The sequence below is a fragment of the Streptomyces goshikiensis genome, assembly GCF_014650555.1.
Classification (GTDB): domain Bacteria; phylum Actinomycetota; class Actinomycetes; order Streptomycetales; family Streptomycetaceae; genus Streptomyces; species Streptomyces goshikiensis.
Genome location: NZ_BMVE01000009.1, coordinates 185,035 through 202,108 on the forward strand (window position 1 = coordinate 185,035; position 17,074 = coordinate 202,108).

General features: G+C 69.3%; 20 protein-coding genes and 3 pseudogenes. 13 read left to right on the forward strand and 10 right to left on the reverse strand.

Features of this window, described 5'->3' with window-relative positions; all coding sequences use genetic code 11:
* Positions 1-221: 221 nt before the first annotated feature.
* From IE248_RS25025 to IE248_RS38705, 6 genes and pseudogenes are all read left to right on the forward strand, one after another.
* Positions 222-767: a DUF6415 family natural product biosynthesis protein gene (locus IE248_RS25025; protein ID WP_229895501.1), complete on the forward strand. Its 546-nt coding sequence runs from the start codon at positions 222-224 to the stop codon at positions 765-767.
* A complete protein-coding gene (locus IE248_RS25030) occupies positions 760-1,404 on the forward strand; it encodes a helix-turn-helix transcriptional regulator (protein WP_100582116.1) in 645 nt (214 codons plus the stop codon). The genes IE248_RS25025 and IE248_RS25030 overlap by 8 nt, the downstream gene beginning before the upstream one ends.
* Before the next feature lie 6 nt (positions 1,405-1,410).
* Entirely contained in the window at positions 1,411-2,544 is a 1,134-nt protein-coding gene (locus tag IE248_RS25035; RefSeq protein ID WP_190031738.1) for an aminotransferase class I/II-fold pyridoxal phosphate-dependent enzyme, read from the forward strand.
* Positions 2,541-3,482 carry an ornithine cyclodeaminase family protein gene (locus IE248_RS25040; RefSeq protein ID WP_190031739.1) on the forward strand — a complete coding sequence of 314 codons (942 nt, stop codon included), beginning with the start codon at positions 2,541-2,543 and terminating at the stop codon, positions 3,480-3,482. Before IE248_RS25035 ends, IE248_RS25040 begins: the two co-directional genes overlap by 4 nt.
* Positions 3,483-3,548: 66 nt before the next feature.
* Entirely contained in the window at positions 3,549-4,028 is a 480-nt protein-coding gene (locus IE248_RS25045; RefSeq protein ID WP_190031740.1) for an ATP-binding protein, read from the forward strand.
* 14 nt (positions 4,029-4,042) lie between these two features.
* A pseudogene (locus IE248_RS38705) lies at positions 4,043-4,508 on the forward strand (transposase); the annotation flags it as partial.
* Here the strand turns inward: IE248_RS38705 and IE248_RS25050 are convergent.
* Together IE248_RS25050 and IE248_RS25055 are read right to left on the reverse strand one after the other, a co-directional pair.
* Positions 4,502-4,906: an ATP-binding protein gene (locus tag IE248_RS25050; RefSeq protein WP_229895502.1), complete on the reverse strand. Its 405-nt coding sequence runs from the start codon at positions 4,904-4,906 to the stop codon at positions 4,502-4,504. The pseudogene IE248_RS38705 and the gene IE248_RS25050 overlap by 7 nt on opposite strands.
* Positions 4,907-5,033: 127 nt before the next feature.
* Positions 5,034-5,381 (reverse strand): STAS domain-containing protein, encoded by a 348-nt coding sequence (locus tag IE248_RS25055; RefSeq protein WP_190031741.1) that lies wholly within the window; start codon positions 5,379-5,381, stop codon positions 5,034-5,036.
* A gap of 193 nt (positions 5,382-5,574) precedes the next feature.
* Between IE248_RS25055 and IE248_RS25060 the strand changes: the two genes are divergently transcribed.
* The 3 genes and pseudogenes from IE248_RS25060 to IE248_RS25070 all read left to right on the forward strand — a co-directional run bounded on the left by IE248_RS25060 (position 5,575) and on the right by IE248_RS25070 (position 7,414).
* Positions 5,575-6,483: a SigB/SigF/SigG family RNA polymerase sigma factor gene (locus tag IE248_RS25060; RefSeq protein ID WP_100582111.1), complete on the forward strand. Its 909-nt coding sequence runs from the start codon at positions 5,575-5,577 to the stop codon at positions 6,481-6,483.
* 42 nt (positions 6,484-6,525) lie between these two features.
* A pseudogene (locus IE248_RS25065) lies at positions 6,526-6,830 on the forward strand (MMPL family transporter); the annotation flags it as partial.
* Positions 6,831-7,261: 431 nt separating this feature from the next.
* The gene (locus tag IE248_RS25070) at positions 7,262-7,414 is read left to right on the forward strand and encodes an early set domain-containing protein (protein WP_190031742.1); all 153 of its coding nucleotides are present in this window, start codon (positions 7,262-7,264) and stop codon (positions 7,412-7,414) included.
* Between the two features lie 27 nt (positions 7,415-7,441).
* Here the strand turns inward: IE248_RS25070 and IE248_RS25075 are convergent, their stop codons facing one another.
* Positions 7,442-7,780 (reverse strand): helix-turn-helix domain-containing protein, encoded by a 339-nt coding sequence (locus IE248_RS25075; RefSeq protein ID WP_190031743.1) that lies wholly within the window; start codon positions 7,778-7,780, stop codon positions 7,442-7,444.
* A gap of 619 nt (positions 7,781-8,399) precedes the next feature.
* Between IE248_RS25075 and IE248_RS25080 the strand changes: the two genes are divergently transcribed.
* Together IE248_RS25080 and IE248_RS25085 are read left to right on the forward strand one after the other, a co-directional pair.
* Positions 8,400-8,792 (forward strand): ATP-binding protein, encoded by a 393-nt coding sequence (locus IE248_RS25080; protein WP_190031744.1) that lies wholly within the window; start codon positions 8,400-8,402, stop codon positions 8,790-8,792.
* A gap of 128 nt (positions 8,793-8,920) precedes the next feature.
* Positions 8,921-9,094, forward strand: a complete 174-nt coding sequence (locus tag IE248_RS25085; protein WP_073795295.1) for a CsbD family protein — start codon at positions 8,921-8,923, stop codon at positions 9,092-9,094.
* A 155-nt stretch (positions 9,095-9,249) separates the two neighbouring features.
* Here IE248_RS25085 and IE248_RS25090 read toward each other — a convergent pair whose 3' ends face one another.
* Entirely contained in the window at positions 9,250-9,609 is a 360-nt protein-coding gene (locus IE248_RS25090; RefSeq protein ID WP_190031745.1) for a PRC-barrel domain-containing protein, read from the reverse strand.
* Positions 9,610-10,125: 516 nt separating this feature from the next.
* On the opposite strand from IE248_RS25090, the gene IE248_RS25095 reads away from it, so the two are divergent.
* Positions 10,126-11,334, forward strand: coding sequence for a PP2C family protein-serine/threonine phosphatase (locus tag IE248_RS25095; RefSeq protein WP_190031825.1), 1,209 nt, complete (start codon positions 10,126-10,128; stop codon positions 11,332-11,334).
* A 67-nt stretch (positions 11,335-11,401) separates the two neighbouring features.
* Here the strand turns inward: IE248_RS25095 and IE248_RS25100 are convergent, their stop codons facing one another.
* The 6 genes and pseudogenes from IE248_RS25100 to IE248_RS25125 all read right to left on the reverse strand — a co-directional run.
* Positions 11,402-11,752 (reverse strand): helix-turn-helix domain-containing protein, encoded by a 351-nt coding sequence (locus IE248_RS25100; protein WP_073797340.1) that lies wholly within the window; start codon positions 11,750-11,752, stop codon positions 11,402-11,404.
* 876 nt (positions 11,753-12,628) lie between these two features.
* Complete coding sequence (locus IE248_RS25105; protein ID WP_190031746.1) at positions 12,629-12,940, reverse strand: SCO5918 family protein; 312 nt, start codon at positions 12,938-12,940, stop codon at positions 12,629-12,631.
* A gap of 49 nt (positions 12,941-12,989) precedes the next feature.
* The gene (locus IE248_RS25110) at positions 12,990-13,376 is read right to left on the reverse strand and encodes a CBS domain-containing protein (RefSeq protein ID WP_190031747.1); all 387 of its coding nucleotides are present in this window, start codon (positions 13,374-13,376) and stop codon (positions 12,990-12,992) included.
* A gap of 46 nt (positions 13,377-13,422) precedes the next feature.
* Positions 13,423-14,949 (reverse strand): DEAD/DEAH box helicase, encoded by a 1,527-nt coding sequence (locus IE248_RS25115; RefSeq protein WP_190031748.1) that lies wholly within the window; start codon positions 14,947-14,949, stop codon positions 13,423-13,425.
* 309 nt (positions 14,950-15,258) lie between these two features.
* The gene (locus IE248_RS25120) at positions 15,259-15,462 is read right to left on the reverse strand and encodes a cold-shock protein (protein ID WP_008735742.1); all 204 of its coding nucleotides are present in this window, start codon (positions 15,460-15,462) and stop codon (positions 15,259-15,261) included.
* Positions 15,463-15,977: 515 nt separating this feature from the next.
* Positions 15,978-16,313: pseudogene (locus IE248_RS25125) on the reverse strand (NsdA family TPR-like regulatory protein); the annotation flags it as partial.
* Positions 16,314-16,811: 498 nt separating this feature from the next.
* Between IE248_RS25125 and IE248_RS38240 the strand changes: the two are divergent.
* The gene (locus IE248_RS38240; RefSeq protein WP_268254103.1) at positions 16,812-16,940 is read left to right on the forward strand and encodes a hypothetical protein; all 129 of its coding nucleotides are present in this window, start codon (positions 16,812-16,814) and stop codon (positions 16,938-16,940) included.
* Positions 16,941-17,074: the final 134 nt, after the last annotated feature.

Sequence of the window (17,074 nt, forward strand, 5' to 3'; positions counted from 1 at the left end):
GCGTCAACGCTCAGCCCGTGCTGGTCACACAGGTTGCCGAATGCTGCGCCCTTTCCCGCGGGGTGCCGCTCGGCCGCGGCTATGGTCGGGGCAGTCCGCGCCGATCAGGCGTGCGCGGGCGAGGCCCGGTGCCAGCAGCGCTCTGGCGGAAGTAACACCGGGCCGCCCCACTACCCCCTGCAAGCGAGGTCCCCCGCGCGTGGGCCGGTCGGAGTTCCTCAATGACCCACAGGCCACCACCCCGGTACCCGGTGACGCGCGGCGAGGGCCGTACCACCCCCGAGTGGCGTCAGGTGCCCGGGACTTCGAGGCGCCTGCTGCCCACGCCGGCGCCCACGCCCACGCCGGCGCCACCGCTGAGCGGCGCCCCCATCGCCCTGTACGACCCCGAGGGACACCTCGACCGCGAACTCCCCCTCGACAGGGCGTCCCACGAGAGCATGGTCAAGGCCGTGCTCGGCTGGCCCGCCGACCCCGGCCTGCGCCCCGCGGACCTCGAACAGATCATCCTGCGGCTGACGGGCGCCGCCCACGTCGTGGCCGACGACATCCGCCACGCCGCCGAACAGCTCACCGACGGCCACACCGCCCGCACCCGCGCGGCCGCCGTCCTCGCCGAAGCCTGGCACCGCCTTGCGGCCGACCGGCAGGAAACCGTGGCCTGCGCACGGGACCGCGCCCGCCTCGTCCGCACCCTCTACGAGCACCTGGACCACCTAGCTCTGGACTTTCCGTCCAGTCTGGACTTACAGTCCAGGCATGGGTGAAACAGAAGAGCTCCCCGACCCCCGGATCAGGACGTGGGGCCCGGTGTGCCAGGCGGTCGCGCTGCTGCTCGGCCCGTACGCCGAGGTGGTTCTGCACGATCCGGACACCGACCGGGTTCTGGAGATCTGGAACCCGATGACCACCCGTCGCCCGGGCGATCCTTCGATGCTCGGCGAGCTGGACGCGCTCGACCCGTCGGCGCGTGACGTGTACGGGCCGTACGAGAAGCTGCTGGTGGACGGCCGCCGCCTGTCCTCGGTCAGCGCGGTCCTGCGGGACGCGCGGGGCCGGCCCTCCGCGGTGCTGTGCGTCAATCTCGACCGCACCCCGCTGGAACAGGCCGCGGCGGTCCTGTCCGCCTTCGGCGCACCGACCGTCCAGCGGCCGGAGCCGCTGTTCGAAGAGGACTGGTCCGAACGCATCCAGCACATCATCGGATCCCACGTCCGGGAGACGGGCCGCCCCGTCGAACGCATGACGCGCCAGGACCGCCTGACCGTCCTGGGGCGCCTGGACGAGGCCCGGGTGTTCGCGGTGCGCCGCGCGGCCCCGGTCGTCGCCGGGGCGCTGCGGGTGTCCCGGTCCACCGTCTACGGCCTGCTGGCCGAGCTCAGAACCCCCAGTGCAAAGGACTGATGCACCATGACCCGGCTGCCCGATTTCCGCCTGGAGACCTACTTCTCGCGGTGGGAGTTCACCGCCCGTCATCACCTGACCGCATCCGACGTACAGACCACGACGCTCGGCGAGCTCCTCGCGCTGGCCGACGACAAGGACCGGGACGCCTTCGAGAACCTGTCCCTGGGCTACACCCAGACGTTCGGCGACCCCGCGCTGCGAGAAGTGATCGCGCAGACGTATGAGCACGCCGACGCCGATGACGTCATCTGCTTCGCGGGCGCCGAGGAGGCCATCTACCTGGCCATGAACGTCCTGCTCGACGCGGGCGACCACGCGGTGGTGGTGACCCCGAACTACCAGGCCGCCGAAACCGTGCCGCTGGCACTGTGCGAGGTCACCGGGGTGGCCCTCGACCCGGACCGGGACTGGGCCCTGGACCTCGACGAGGTGGCCGCGGCGATACGACCCAACACCCGCGTCGTCTCGGTGAACTTCCCCAACAACCCCACCGGCAAGATCATCGACGCCGCCGACTTCGCCGCGCTGGCCCGGCTGTGTGACGAACGGGGCATCCACCTGTTCAGCGACGAGGTCTACCGCGGTCTGGAGCGCGACCCGGCCCGCGCCCTGCCGCAGGCCACCGACCTCTCCGAGCGCGCCCTGTCCTTGAACGTGACCTCCAAGTCCCTGGGGCTGCCCGGGCTCCGGATCGGCTGGATCACCTGCCGCGACCGCGCGCTGCTCTCCCGCCTGGAGCGCGCCAAGCACTACACCACCATCTGCAACTCCGCGCCCAGCGAGGTCCTGGCCCGTATCGCGCTCAAAGCTCGCGACACGATCCTGGACCGCAACCGGGGCCGGATCGAAGCCAACCTGCCGGCCTTCGAGGCGTTCTTCGCCGAGTTCGCGGACGACTTCGAATGGCGGGCCCCGGACGGCGGGTGCGTCGCCTACCCCCGCTACCTCGGCACCGACGGGGTGGAGTCGTTCTGCATCCGTCTGGTGGAGGAAGCCGGCGTCCTGCTGCTGCCCGCGAGCATCTACCGTTCCGAACTCACCGCCACCCCCACCGACCGGTTCCGCATCGGCCTCGGCCGACGCAACCCCGAGGAGGGCCTGGACGCCTTCGCCACCTTCCTGCGGGACCGCCGATGACCCTCCCCGTCTTCGACCGGACCGCCATCGAAAGAGCGGTCACCACGCAGCTGGTGCTCGACACCGTCCGCGACGCGCTGATCGCCCACGCGGAAGGCCGCACGAGCGTGCCGCCACCGCTGCACATGGCCTTCCCCGAAGCGGACGGCGACTGCCATGTGAAGGCCGGCTGGATCACCGGCGCCGCCGACTTCACCGTCAAGATCGCGACGGGCTTCTACGGCAACCCCGTCCTCGGCCTCCCCTCCAACCACGGTCTGGTCTGCGTCGTCAGCGCCCGCACCGGACAGATGCGTGCACTCCTCGACGACGGCGGCCTGCTCACCGCCTGGCGCACCGCGGCGGCGGGCGCGCTGGTCACCCACGCCATGGCCCGCCCCGACGCCACGACACTGGCCGTCTTCGGCACCGGAGAACAGGCCCGCCTCCAGGCGACCTGGCTGGCCGAACTCCGCGCCATCGGCACGGTGCTCGTTCACGGCCGCAGCCCGCACAAAGCCAACGCCCTGTGCGAACAGCTCCACGCAGGCGGACTGGACGCCCGCCCCGCAGGGCCCCAGGAGGCCGCCGCCGCCGACATGGTCATCACCACGACCCCGGCCACATCCCCCGTCCTCGACGCCACCCACGTGCGCGAAGGCGCACACGTGACGGGCATCGGCACGGACATGCCGCACAAGAACGAGCTGCCCCCCGCCCTCTTCCACCGCGCACGACTCATCGCGACCGATGACCACACCCAATGCCTCGACCACGGAGACTTCGGCCACGCCGTCCGCGCCGGAGCCACCGGCCAGCACAGCGACACCGCGGCCGGCGACCTCCTGAAAGCCCCCGTCGACCGCCCGGAAGCAGCCATCACGATCGCCGACCTCACCGGCGTAGGCGCACTCGACGCAGCCCTAGCCTCAGCCGCCCTCGACCAACTCCTGCGCTAACCACCGGCGCCAGGCGGGCGGAGCGTCGCCGACACCGCCCACACCCCCCACTGCCAGGACCATGCCATGGACGCCAGCACCGACACCGAAGCGGCCCGCTCGCCGGCCGCCACGACGCCCGCCCCACCGCAGTGCGTCGCCCCTACGCGGGCCTACGGGCCGCCATGCCTCTGGAAGCTCCCCCACCGTCCCGAGTCCGCCGGCACCGCTCGCCGCATCACCGCCGGCGTTCTCCACACATGGGACCTGGACGACGAGACCATCCACCAGGCACTGCTCATCGTCTCCGAACTCGTCACCAACGCCCTCGAACACGCCCTGCCCCCCATCACCCTGCACCTCCAGCGCCCCGCAGGCGAACGCACCCTGCACATCGAGGTCGACGACGCCGGCCCCGCCGACGACGAGGGCACCTGGACCACCAGCTGCACACCGGAAGAACACGGCCGAGGCCTGAGCATCATCGCCGTCCTGGCCAGCGCGCACGGCACCCGCATCCTGGCCCACACCATCACCTACTGGGCCGTCCTCCCGACCACCACCTGACCGGATCGACGGCTGGGGTCGAGGTCGGCCCCGACCTGATCAGCAAGGCCACCGACGCGGTGATCGACGAGCTCGTGACCTGGCGATCCACTCGGGTTCGGTGACCTCGAAGCCGGTCTGTCTGGTCGTCGGCGTCGACATGGACGGCCGCAAAGGCGTTTTTTTCGGGGGGTGGCAGTGCTGTCCGAGCTGGGGAACCGCGGCATCGAGGACGTCTGCATCGTGGTCTGCGACGGCTTGAAGGGCCTGCCCGGCGCGGTCAGTGCGACCCGGGTGAAAGCCACCGTCCAGACCTGCCTCTTCCATCTGACCACAGCCTCGCTCAGACTCTCCTCGGTGCGGGACCACCCCAAGCTGGTGCCGGCCCTCAAGGCGGTCTACACGGCCCTGACCGAGGCGGCCGCCGAACAGGCCCTTGACGTATCCGACGTCTCTGAGCTGAGCGAACGCCATCCGGCGAGGAGAGGGTGGGATCAGGCGAGACGTAGTTCGGCGCTGATGGTCTTGCCGCCGCCGTGGCTGCGAACGTCGACGCGGTCGGCGAGGCGTTGGACGAGTGGCCATCCGTACCCGCCCGGCCGGTCGGGGGTGCCTGTGCGGGGTAGGGGAGGGTCGGGGTTGGTGTCCGCGACGGACAGGAGCAGCGCGTCGTCGGTAATTTCGATGTGGAACGCGGCGAGGCCGCCGCCATGGCGGATGGCGTTGGTGACGAGCTCTGAGGTGACCAGGAGAACGTCGGCGGCGGTGACACTGTCCAGGCTGACACCCGCACGCCGCAGGAGATCGCGGACGCTGGAACGTGCCGCCGCCGCGGAGGCCGGCGCGTGAGCAGGGCCGGGCGCGGGCGCTGCCGGGGCGAGAGCGGTGGGTGGCGCCATGGGACCGCGCTCCTCCCTGGATCCGCAGCCGCGGCTGTCATCGGCTTCTTTGGACGCGTTCATACCGTCATCACCTGCCCGTGACCATCAGCGTCATGCCAGGACTCACCGGTTCGAAGACAGGGGCTCAGCATGTCAGTGCGGTCTCCAGGGAGTCCGTCATGTGGAACGCGGTTGCGGTCCCGGTCACCTCGAACAGTCGGCGAATCGCCACCTGCAACGGGCCCGCGAGGATCAGAGCCACGCCTGCCGCCCTATGGGCCTTCCGCGCGTCGAGGAGGGTGTGAAGCACGGAGGAGTCCGCGAATTCGGCCTGAGACAGGTCGACCACGGTGCGGGAAGCCCCCTGTGCCACTGCTGCGGCGAAGGCTTGAGCCAGGCCGGGCGCGCTGTCCTCGCCGAGATCGCCTCGCAGGCGGACAACGCTCGCGCCTTCGTGCACGGTCATGCTGATCACTGCTTCGTCTCCGATCACCGCGACATACTCCTACATGACGGCCGGAGGCGGCCTCCCCGGACAGGACCGAAGCCCCGACAACAGGACCGGCCGTGGATGCCGTCGACACGCTCCCCACCAGACTTCGGAAAAATCACCCGGCAAGTGTTTCGATCACGGCGGTGTGGTCATAAGGGCGCACACATCGTCTGTCCAGGGGAGGAACGGGTCCATGTCTCAGACCGCCACGATCACCAACACCACCGGCGCGGTGGAGACTCTCCCGGACGCCGCATCCGGGAGCGGACTGCCCTCCCGGATCCTTCCCCAGTTTGACGACGCCCGTCAGGTGGCGCCCGCCGACGCCCGGGAGCTCTCCCGCCTGTTCCTGATCCGGCTGCGGTCTCTGGAAGAGGGAACCCGCGAGTACCAGTACACCCGGAACACCCTCATCGAGATGAACATCTCCCTGGTGAACTTCGCCGCCCGGCGATTCCGCAGCCGTGCCGGAGGCGGCGTCGACATCGAGGACATCGTCCAGGTGGGCACGATCGGGTTGATCAAGGCCATCGACCGCTTCGACCCCGACCGGGAGGTCGAGTTCTCCACCCTCGCCCTCCCCTACATCAGCGGCGAGATCAAGCGATTCTTCCGAGACACCACCTGGGCCGTCCACGTCCCGCGCCGCCTTCAGGAGCTGCGCAGCGAACTCGCCAAGAGCCAGGATGCGCTGACCGAGGTCTTCGGCCGGGCCCCCACCGTCAAGGAACTCGCCGAGCACCTCGAACTCTCCGAGGATGACGTCATCGAGGGTCTGGTGGCCGCCAACGGCTACACCAGCGGATCCATCGACGCCGCCATGAGTTCCAGGCAGCGGACCTCAGGGGAGACCGAAGGCCGCTCACTCGCCGAAACGGTCGGCGAGGTCGACCCCGACATGGAGCTCTTCGAGGAATTCCACACCCTCGCACCCCTCCTCCAGTCGCTCGACGAGCGCGACCGACGCATCCTGGCCATGCGCTTCGGCGAGGAAATGACCCAGGCGGAGATCGGCACCGAACTCGGTATCTCCCAGATGCAGGTCTCCCGCCTCCTCACCCGTGTGCTGACCCGACTGCGCACAGCAATGCTCGCCGAGTAGGAGTCGGCTCATCCGCAAGAGGAGCGACGATTCGCTGCCGCGTCTTCATCGGCCGTCGTCTCGGAGGACGGCGAGGCGATGCACGCCGTGGTGCCGCTCACGCCGGGCCTCGGTGACGAACTGAGCGAGGTGCGTGAGGCCATGGCGCGCGTCCCGGGCACCTCGGTTCAGATCGCAGGCCCCGCGGCCAGCCAGGCAGACCCATTGGACGACGCGTTCGCCGGCATCGACGGACTCTGCTGGGTGTGGTGCTGGCCGCAGTACTGGTGATCCTGCTGCCATACCTCGATACCGTACGCGCGGACAGCCAGGCCCAAGGGAGCCTGTCGATCCTGGTGATCGGAGCCGGAAGGACCACGGCCGACACCACGGAAGGACCTGATGGCCCAGGCCTGCTGACGGGGGGTTGTTTTACCCGCCGAGCCACTTGGCGCGCCGGTGGCCCGCGACCGGGGCCGTGGCGGGACGATCGTCGTCGCCGAGGACCTGGGCGGTTTGCGCGCGGGCGGGCGTCGCGCTGCTGGATGAGGTCCTCACCTTCGCGGTCCACTACCGCGCTCTCGCGCTGCGAGGGGATGGAGTTGTCGCGGCGGGCTGCCCGGCGGCCGCCGGCGAGCATGAGGGCCAGGCCGAGAAGCGCGAGGGCGCCGATGGCGATGCCGTAGAGGAACATCGCGCCGGTCGAGCTGGTGACGTGGTAGCCGAAGACGCGCGCGGACCTGGGACGGATTCGCCGAGCGGCCGGAATGTGCGGCCGAGCGGGGGACAGCTGTAGCGGGTGGCCGAGCGTCCCGACGGCAGCCGCGCGGTCACGGTCGCCTTCCCGGTGAACCAGCACTACGGCTTCCGCTACCTCGCCGACGGCGGTCACTGGCTGGACGAGGAAGGGGCTGACGGCCACGACGGCCGCAACAGCCTCCTGCACACCTGACCCGGCAGGCTTTCGGGCTCCTCCGCCTCAGGCCGCGGCTGTTGGGTTCGCAGGTTCGGCGGCGCGGCGGTGTTCGGCGTTGATGCGCTGGGCTTCTTCGAGCTGGTCCTCAAGGATGATGATGCGGCAGGCGGCCTCGATGGGGGTGCCTTGGTCGACGAGTTCCCTGGCGCGGGCGACGATCCGCAGTTGGTAGCGGGAGTAGCGGCGGTGGCCGCCCTCGGAGCGGAGCGGGGTGATGAGGCGGGCTTTCCCGAGGGCGCGGAGGAAGGCCTGGGTGGTGCCGAGCATGTCTGCCGCCCGGCCCATCGTGTAGGCGGGGTAATCGTCGTCGTCGAGCCGTCCGAACGAGTCGTCTGCTGTCATCGCACCTCTCTGTGGAACGCGTGGAGGGGCCCTGGTGCCGTTTGGCACCAGGGCCCCGAAGGAACTGCTACACCATCTGCCGGCCCTGGCACTGCGCCGGCCTACTGTTTTCCGCCGACCCGACCGATACGCCGTCGGGGGTGCGGGGATCGCGGTTGCTTGACCGGAGACCACCTCACTAACGATGTCCTGCGGTACCCAGGCTCAAGACTTCCGCCCGGGCGATCCTGATGGCGCTTCGCTCCTCCGTTCTTCCCTCTGGGAACAATCACTCATCAAACGGGTACTGCGTACTGCTGGTGATGCGACCGCTTCCCGGTGCGCGCGCCCGCAGCCGACGCCTTCACCGAGGTTGCTGCTCACTGACTTCACTGCTGGGTACCGCGGACTGCACTTACGGGTACTGCTGCCCGGCAGTTCGTTTCTGCCGAGCCCTTCTTCACTGGGCTACGAGAGAAACCATAACGACTCCACCACTGAATGTCTACTCTGGCCAACATAGATTTTCGTGTACGTACCCCTGAGGTAATCCGGTGTTGTCGGGTTGAACGGCTGCGGGCGGGGGCACAACGACCGGGCAGGCAGGGCCGGACACCGCCAACAGAACCCGGAGCGCGCGATGACCACGATGAGCGCCGAGCGCACATCCCTTCGTTCTCAGTCCGCCGTCGCCGAGGCGCGCCGGGCCGCGCGGGCGTTCCTCGAAGGCCTCGGGCAGCCGGCCATCGGCCGCGACCGGGCCGACACGGTCGTCCTGGTCGTCTCCGAGCTCGTGACGAACGCTCTGCGCCACGGTGGCGGCGCCTATACGCTCCGCCTCGCCGCCCACCCCGCCACGATCGAGGTCGCCGTCGAGGATCCCAGCCCGCGGCTGCCGCGGATGCGCACCCCTGATCTCGTCGACGGGACGGGTGGTTTCGGCTGGCACATGGTCAACGACCTCGCCCACCACGTCGTCGTCACGCCCCGGGCCGGAGGCGGCAAGACCGTCCGCGCCTTCCTCCCTCGGTAGCACGCCGACCCGTACCTGTGGGCCTGGCAAGCCCGGGTAAGTCTGTTGAGGTCGCCCTGTTTACGAGGACCTCCAGTGGCCATACGGGGCTGCGTAGGGCTTTTCCACCGAAGAGGGAGTGATCAGCTGTGTCTGGTGAGCAGAAGGCCGAGGCGAAGGGCGAGCAGGCCAAGGGCAAGCTCAAGGAGACCGCTGGCCGCCTGACCGGCAACGAGCGGCTGACCGCCGAGGGCCGCGCCGAGCAGGCCAAGGGCGATGCCCGCGAGGCCAAGGAGAAGGCCAAGGACGTCTTCAAGCACTGATCGACATGCGTCAGGGCCGGAACCGCAGGAGCGGTTCCGGCCCTGACGCACGTCCGCGCACTCCGGCCCGGGTCGGGCGGGGGCAGGCTTGGGGTCGGCGCAGTTGTGGAGAGCACCGCGCCGATGTCCCAGGCGAACCGCCGACCGGCTTCGGGTCAGGTCGCGAGCGGGCGGCGGAGGGAGACGTAGTACTCGCCGACCGCGGACAGGTATTCGTCGTCGGCTGTTTCGCTGTCGGTGGTGAACCGGGGGGCAGCTTTGATCTCTTCCCGGGTACTCGTGACCATCACCGTTCGCGCTTCCGTGTCGATGCTGGTGACGGCGCTGGCCGGGATCAGGACGCTCTTGCCGAACACCCACCCGCCGGTTTCGACCACCAGGTGCTGCCTGCCGGGCTGGTCCTGCTGGCGGTCGACGTGTCCGATGGCACCATCAGCGGCCTCCACGGTGAAACCCACCAGGGACTGCCGAGACTCGTAACCGCTGTCCTGTGCGTACGTCCACACACCGCCCACAGAACCGTCTCCTCATCCTTGGCAACCGCACCGGGGGCTCTCGTGTGCCCGGCTCCTATGGCCCCACTCGCATGCCCTGGCGCTTGCTGTGCAACCCCGTGCCCCGAGATGGCAGGAGGCCGAACCGTGCCGTTGGCCTGGCGGCATCGAGCGAGGTCGAGCGGGCAGGGGAGCGGTACCTGCTGGTCGGGTGATCCAGTCCGGCAGCACGGCCTTCACGGGCGCTGGCAGGCCCCCGGTCTGCGGGTCCTCGGGCAAGGTGGGCATCGGTCGGTCCAGAGAGCGGCCTTCTCGGACGTGTGTCGTGCGTGGCCGTGGGCCTGCGAACTGTCCACGTGTCGGCCTTGGCACGGCTGTGTTGACGACCGTAGGCCTCGGGCGGCCGGCGAGAGCTGGGCAGCAGCCGTGCGGCGAGTGCGAGTACCCCTTGTGGGAAGGAGCGGGGCCGTGCCACCCACTGAGGATCGGGACCCGGGCGCCCAGCAGTGGCGCGCCGGCTGCGAGCGGGAGGGAGAAGTGGACCTTGCCGGCGCGCTCGCGGCAGCGGAAGCCGCTTCCCCGGTCGAATCCCTTGACGTCGTCGCGCGGATGCTCCGGGACCGCCTGCACGCTGCCACGGTCTCGTTCCTGATCGTCGACTTCACCGGATCCTCGGTGGTACGGCTGGGTGCGGCCGACGACGTCAAGTCCGGCGAGCCACCCCAGCGCATCTCTCTGCCCGGCACCCTCTACGGGGAAGTGGTACGCACACAGCGGCCGGCCGTGCAGCGGGAGGGCACCGGACCGGTCAGGGTCGTTGCGCCCGTGACCAACCGCGGCGACGCGATCGGGCTGCTGGAGCTCTTCCTTCCCGATCGCCCCGACGAGGACGCGATGAGGCAGATCGCTGCGACCGCGCACGCCTTGGCCTACATCGTCATCGCGAACCGGTCCTTCACCGATGTCTACCAGTGGGGCCGCCGTACGCGGCCCCTGAACCTGGCGGCCGAGATCCAGCACCGGCTCCTTCCCGCCTCGCTGGCATGTGAGGCGGCCCAGTTCACGGTCGCCGGAGCGCTGGAACCGGCGACGCACGTCGGCGGCGACACCCTCGACTATGTCGTCGACCGCGACACCATGCAGCTCTCCGTCACCGATGCGATGGGCCACGACGTGGAAGCCGCGCTCCTCGCCACCTTGGCCGTCGGCGCCCTGCGGAGGGCCAGACGTGCCGGCGCCGAGCTCGAAGAGCAGGCCCTCGCGGCCAACCAGGCACTCCTCGACAACGGTCGAGGGGGCTTCGTCACAGGACAGCTGCTGCACGTCAGCCTGCTCGACGGGACCGCTCGGTTCGTCAATGCGGGACACCCCTGGCCGCTACGCCTGAGACACGGAAGGCTTGAGGAGATCGTTCCCGAAGTGGACCTGCCGTTCGGGGTCCATCCCCATACCGCCTACCGGGTGCAGCGGCTGGACCTGCGATCGGGTGACCGGCTGGTGATGCTCACCGACGGCATGCTGGAGCGCCGCGCCGTCGAGGTCGACCTGCATTCGCTGATCGTGAACACCTGCGATCTCCATCCACGCGAGGCCTCCCGGGCCCTCGTCGCGGCGGTGCTGCGCGCCCACGGCGGCCGCCTCCAGGACGACGCCACTGTCATGTGCCTGGACTGGCACGGCACTCAGCAGGCCACGCGCAGCGCTGACGCCGGAGCGGACCTCACAGAAGCGTCGGGGCCTGAATAGCATCCCCACAATCCAGCTCGCAGCCACGACCCGACGGTGACGACCGAAACCGGCGGGCACGCTCACCTCAGACCGAAGGCGGCGGCCCGGACGTTTCGGCGGCGCGGCGGTATTCGGCGTTGATGCGCTGGGCTTCTTCGAGCTGGTCTTCGAGGATGACGATGCGGCAGGCGGCCTCGATCGGGGTGCCGCGGTCGACGAGCTCCCGGGCGCGGGCGGCGATCCGCAACTGGTAGCGGGAGTAGCGGCGGTGGCCGCCCTCGGACCGCAGCGGGGTGATGAGGCGGGCTTCGCCGATGGCGCGGAGGAAGCCCTGGGTGGTGCCGAGCATCTCGGCGGCCCGGCCCATCGTGTAGGCGGGGAAGTCGTCGTCGTCCAGGTGGCCGCCGAGCGGGCCGGTCGGATTCTCTGCTGTCATTGCACCTCTCTCATGGAACGCGTGGAGGGGCCCTGGTGCCGTACGGCACCAGGGCCCCGAAGGAACTAATACACCATCTGTCGGCCCTGATACTGCGCCGACCCCGTGTTTCCGCCGACCCGACGGAGATGCCGTCGGGAGTGCGGGGATCGCGATTGCTTGACCGGAGACCACCTCACTATCGATGTCCTGCGGTACCCGGGTTCGCACTTCCGCCCGGGCGATCCTGATGGTGCTCTGCTCCTCCGTTCTTCCCTCGGTGATCAACTGCTTACTGCTCGTACTGCTCTACTGCGTACTACTGGTGGCCTGACCCAGCGCCACTCTTCGGCAGCCAGCCCCGTCGCCCGTCCTGCGTCTGCTCTGGCTTAGAACCCCACTGCCGAACTTCCCGGTGCGCGCGCCCGCAGCCGACGCCTTCACCGAGGTGCTGCTCACTGACTTACTGCGGGTACTGCGACTGCGCTACTTCTCTCGGCTGCCCCTGATCACTGCGGGCCGCCCGGTCCGGTCGCCAGTCCCGTCGCCGTACTGCAAAACCCTGGCTTCGAGACTCCACCACCGCACCGCCCTGCTGAACCGCAACTACCTGTACTGCGGGTCCTGCTGCCCGGCAGTTCGTCTCTGCCGGGCCCTTCGGTCTCTCTGGGCTACGAGAGAAACCATAACTAGGCCACAGCCCAATGTCTACTCCAGCCAGCATAGATTTTCGTGTGGCTGGTGAGGAGGTATTCGGCGCCGCCAGCGATGGGGGAGACGCGCGCCCACTGACCGGCGGCCACGCAGGAACCCCCGGGTGCACGGGAGGGCCCGACCGGCACGTGCCGGTCGGGCCCTCCTCGCTGTTCCGGTGTCGGCTCGCGCCGGTCCCTTTGGTCAGACAGTCACCGGGATGCCGAGCACCGCGGAAACCTGCTGGTGCGGGCTGAGGACGCGCGTGGACACGGCGGCCCGGGGGAGAGCGCGGCAGGTGAACCCGAGCTGGGTCATGGCCCGGAGGACTTCACCGGCGCTGAAGTCACGGCGGTCCTGGCGGGTGATGACCTGACCGACCTGTTTGACGGGGTAGGTGCGGCGGCCGATGATCACGGACTCCCCGAAGCCCTGCTCGGGCTTGACGCCCTTCATCGACTCCAGGACACCGCTCTTGGTCAGCTCGAACGGGAAGCGGGCGATGACACAGCGCATGAGGCCTCACAGGCAGAAGAAGGGGGTGATTGTGCCGCGGTGGGGCTGTTCAGCGGGCGAGGGCGAGCACACCCAGGGCGCTGCCCTGCTCATCGACGACGGCCAGGGCGTCGAGCCCGCGGTAGCGCATCGCGTGCTCGGCTTTGGCCATCGTGGTCCTGGGTGAGGGGATGACAGCGCGCAGACGGACCTGGTCCGTGTAATCCGCGCTGTCTCGGATGGCGGCGAGCTGGGCATGGGTGACCAGCCCGGTGCACTGGCCGTCCTCGTCACAGACGAGCAGCTGGTCCTCGCGGGCACTGGACATGACGGCCAGGGCCACCTCGACCGTCATGTCGTCACAGACCTGCGGTCCGGCCGTATCCATGGCATCGTCCACCGTCCGGGGCGCCGGGTTGGCACGTGCTGAGCGGGGCTGCATCTGGACCAGCGTCACAACGTGCCTCCTGCAGAGATGGGTCAGTCTTCTGATCACGTGGTCCTCAGGCGGCCGCGTCGAAAGCGGACTGCCGCACACCGGTGCGCCGGCCAGCCGGAGCGGGCCGCCGCCTGCCGCGGGGGGCCGCACCGCGCTTGGTGCGTTCGGCGACCGGTGCCGTAATGACCACGGGGATGCCGGAGGGGGCTTGGGCGCCGGTGATCCGGTTGAGGGCCTCGTCGCCGGAGCGGACCTGCGTGGTCTGCGGCACGATCCCGGCAGCTTGCATGAGGCGGTTCATGTCGCGGCGCTGGTTGGGGGTGACGAGGGTGACGACGCTGCCGGACTCGCCGGCGCGGGCGGTGCGGCCGCCGCGGTGGAGGTAGTCCTTGTGGTCGGTGGGCGGGTCCACGTTGACGACGAGGTCGAGGTTGTCGACGTGGATGCCGCGCGCGGCCACGTTGGTGGCGACCAGGACGGTGACGTGTCCGGTCTTGAACTGGGCCAGGGTCCGGGTCCGCTGGGGCTGGGACTTCCCGCCGTGCAGGGCCGCGGCGCGGACCCCGTTGCTCAGGAGGTCCTGGGTGAGGCGGTCCACGGCGTGCTTGGTGTCGAGGAACATGATCACGCGGCCGTCGCGGGCGGCGATCTCCGTCGTCGTGGCGTGCTTGTCCGCGCCGTGGACGTGCAGGATGTGGTGCTCCATCGTCGTCACCGCACCCTGTGAGGGGTCCACCGAGTGCACGACCGGGTCGGTGAGGTACCGGCGCACGAGGAGGTCGACATTGCGGTCCAGGGTCGCGGAGAACAGCATCCGCTGCCCCTCGGGACGCACCTGGTCCAGCAGCGCGGTGACCTGCGGCATGAAGCCCATGTCGGCCATCTGGTCGGCCTCGTCCAGCACGGTGATCGCGACCTGGTTCAGGCGGCAGTCCCCGCGGTCGATGAGGTCCTTCAGTCGTCCCGGAGTGGCGACGACGATCTCGACGCCGCCCCTGAGCGCGTTGGCCTGACGTCCTATGGGCATCCCACCCACCACGGTCGCCAGGCGCAGCTTCACGGCGCGGGCGTAGGGGGTGAGGGCGTCGGCGACCTGCTGGGCCAGTTCACGGGTCGGGACCAGGATCAGGGCCAGCGGCTGACGGGCTTCGGCGCGCTGTCCGGCGGTGCGGGCCAGCAGGGCGAGGCCGAAGGCGAGGGTCTTGCCGGAGCCGGTCCGGCCGCGGCCGAGGACGTCACGCCCGGCGAGGGAGTTCGGCAGGGTCGCGCCCTGGATCGGGAACGGCACCGACACCCCCTGCGTGCCCAGTGCGGCCAGCAACTCCGCCGGCATGTCGAGAGCGACGAACGCCTCGACGGCCGGCAGCGGCGGAGTGATCGTCTTCGGAAGGGCGAACTCACCCTGCACCGCGGCGGGCCGGCGGCCGTAGCCGGCCGAGCGGCTCGGACCTCCGGAACGGCCCCCGGAGCGGCTCGCCGCGGGCGACCCGAAGCGGCTGCCCCGCTCAGAGCCGGCGCCGGCGCCGAAAACGGGGCCGCCGGTGCGGCCGCGGGTGCGAGCGGAGCGGTTGTTCGTACGGGTGGGGTTCATTCAGAACCTTCCTTGATACGGCACGTACCAAGGAATTCCCTCGCAGCGAAACAGCGGTGCGGGGAATCGCAAGAACGGGCCGAATGGAATGCGAAAGCGCAGACGGGCCTGCAGGAAAACTGCACGGGCACGAGCGCTGGAACGGCAGGCTTCACGCGGAAGCGAAATCACGAGAATTACTCGGGGTGGCCCTTGAGAGGGCTGTGCCCGTCCGTGGTCGTCCCGCAGGGAAACACGCCACGGGAAATGCGTGCAGCTGGGGCCCGCACCCCGAGGGATGCGGGCCCCAGCTACAAAATGCGCTCAGCGTCAGGCGAGAACGATGTTCTCGGCCGTCGGGCCCTTCTGGCCCTGCGCGATGTCAAAGGTGACCTTCTGGCCTTCGAGCAGCTCGCGGAAACCCTGGGCGGCGATGTTCGAGAAGTGGGCGAAGACGTCGTCGCCGCCACCGTCCTGCTCGATGAAGCCGAAACCCTTTGCCGCGTTGAACCACTTGACGGTGCCAGTAGCCATGTCATATCTCCTTCGGGGCAGTACACCAGCGTCCGCATGGTGCGGATACCGTGTCGCCGCGATGATGCCCCGCCCGGAAAATGACCGGAAATGCAAAGCGCTTGCGTGTGACCTCGGAGGTCAATGGGGGCGCTAGAAATTTTTGGGTATCAAAACTGCAACCGAGACCGACAGTAGCACGCTGCTGCGGCCTGCGTACGCTGAATATTTCCACCCTCCGCGGTGCGGCAAAAACTCTCCCTGTGGAGTGCATCAAATTCTCAGACCGCCGGGACAGATATTGATCGACCCCGACTGCAGTGTTTTCGAAGGGAGGGGTGTCCACCGACCACGACGCGTACGGCAACGGTCCCGGGTCGGGAGTCACGCAGCGGCCGTGGCGGGCCGGAAATACGCCGACGGCGTGGGGAAGGGGAGGCAAGCGTGTGAAGACGTCCTTTCGTGGGAGGAGGTAAGCGCTCTGCCCCAGCGGTGACTCACTGGTGACTCTGTAAACCTCCCCACCGCAGGTCAGGTTCGGCGAGGACGTGGAAGAGGTGGCACTCATAGGCGGTTCGGTCGTAGCCGCCTACGGCGTCGTTGCGGCCGTCGGCTCGCGAGAGGGCGTCCTCGGTCTCTCGCAGGCGGGCGAAGGCTTGGCGGCGGTCCTTGACCATGGCGGCGCCGTGGGCCTGCTGGCCGCGCAGGAACGCCACGAGTCGGGGGCCGGCTGACGGTGCGGCCTCGGCTGCCGAGTCGGCGAGCTCCAACGCCTTCGTCCCGTAGCCGAGGTTGGAGGCCTGAAGCGCCATTCCGCGCAGGGTCCGGCAGTAGGTGACGTGGTCGCGGGCGTCGTCGGCGAGGCAGTGGGCGGAGATGGCGGCGCGGGACGGACAGCGTGAAGGCCTTGGCCCGGTCACCGTCGCCGTACGCACGCTTTCCTGGGAGGGAGCCGTGCGGCACGAGGAGACCGACGTCCTCGAATGCAACCTCCGCTCCGACATTGCGGTGTTGCTGGGCTTCCCCGGCGCGATCGGCTCACCGCTTCAGGTGGGATTCCTGGTTCTGATGGCGCTGGAGGAGGCTCCATCTCTAGGCTCCAGCAACATGAGGCGTGGACCCTGTGCCTGCGGGGATGGTCCGGCCGTGACCGCAAACCCAGTCCGTGACGCTTGGTCAAGCGGATCGCCGCCTGCGTTCGTATGTGGAGGGCGTGGCCTTCTCACGGCCCCCTGAGCGGGGCGTCTGGATGCCGTGTGCCGTGTCCCGTCGCACGCTGGGGCTGTGGAGCATGTACCGATCCTGGTGCGACGGATCTCCCCGGTCGGCGGGTGGTGATCCGGTTCCGTGGCGTTGACACGGTCCTGGGGGTGGCGTTCTCCGATGCGGATCTGATCGAGTTCCTGCGGCGGATCGAGATTCCCGACCCGGATGAGCTCGTCCTTGGCGATTCCGAGGTCATTGCCTGGCAGGGCGGGCGGCCGCACCGGTACGAGTAGGAGTGCTGGATCCGCGTCGGGCTGTTGTAGGTGTGGTGTCGCTGGGCTGTGCGGGTGTGTACCACGGGGGTGAAAGAAGGGGGGAGAGATGGGGGGTGAGATCAGGGGTGAGATGGGGGGAGAGATGGGGGGGA

What these genes read in the sequence shown, in the direction of transcription:
- IE248_RS25025 (WP_229895501.1), top strand. Translation starts at nt 222, where the DNA reads ATGACCCACAGGCCACCACCCCGGTACCCGGTGACGCGCGGCGAGGGC.
- IE248_RS25030 (WP_100582116.1), top strand. Translation starts at nt 760, where the DNA reads ATGGGTGAAACAGAAGAGCTCCCCGACCCCCGGATCAGGACGTGGGGC.
- IE248_RS25035 (WP_190031738.1), top strand. Translation starts at nt 1,411, where the DNA reads ATGACCCGGCTGCCCGATTTCCGCCTGGAGACCTACTTCTCGCGGTGG.
- IE248_RS25040 (WP_190031739.1), top strand. Translation starts at nt 2,541, where the DNA reads ATGACCCTCCCCGTCTTCGACCGGACCGCCATCGAAAGAGCGGTCACC.
- IE248_RS25045 (WP_190031740.1), top strand. Translation starts at nt 3,549, where the DNA reads ATGGACGCCAGCACCGACACCGAAGCGGCCCGCTCGCCGGCCGCCACG.
- IE248_RS25050 (WP_229895502.1), bottom strand. Translation starts at nt 4,906, where the DNA reads ATGGCGCCACCCACCGCTCTCGCCCCGGCAGCGCCCGCGCCCGGCCCT.
- IE248_RS25060 (WP_100582111.1), top strand. Translation starts at nt 5,575, where the DNA reads ATGTCTCAGACCGCCACGATCACCAACACCACCGGCGCGGTGGAGACT.
- IE248_RS25075 (WP_190031743.1), bottom strand. Translation starts at nt 7,780, where the DNA reads ATGACAGCAGACGACTCGTTCGGACGGCTCGACGACGACGATTACCCC.
- IE248_RS25080 (WP_190031744.1), top strand. Translation starts at nt 8,400, where the DNA reads ATGACCACGATGAGCGCCGAGCGCACATCCCTTCGTTCTCAGTCCGCC.
- IE248_RS25100 (WP_073797340.1), bottom strand. Translation starts at nt 11,752, where the DNA reads ATGACAGCAGAGAATCCGACCGGCCCGCTCGGCGGCCACCTGGACGAC.
- IE248_RS25105 (WP_190031746.1), bottom strand. Translation starts at nt 12,940, where the DNA reads ATGCGCTGTGTCATCGCCCGCTTCCCGTTCGAGCTGACCAAGAGCGGT.
- IE248_RS25115 (WP_190031748.1), bottom strand. Translation starts at nt 14,949, where the DNA reads ATGAACCCCACCCGTACGAACAACCGCTCCGCTCGCACCCGCGGCCGC.
- IE248_RS25120 (WP_008735742.1), bottom strand. Translation starts at nt 15,462, where the DNA reads ATGGCTACTGGCACCGTCAAGTGGTTCAACGCGGCAAAGGGTTTCGGC.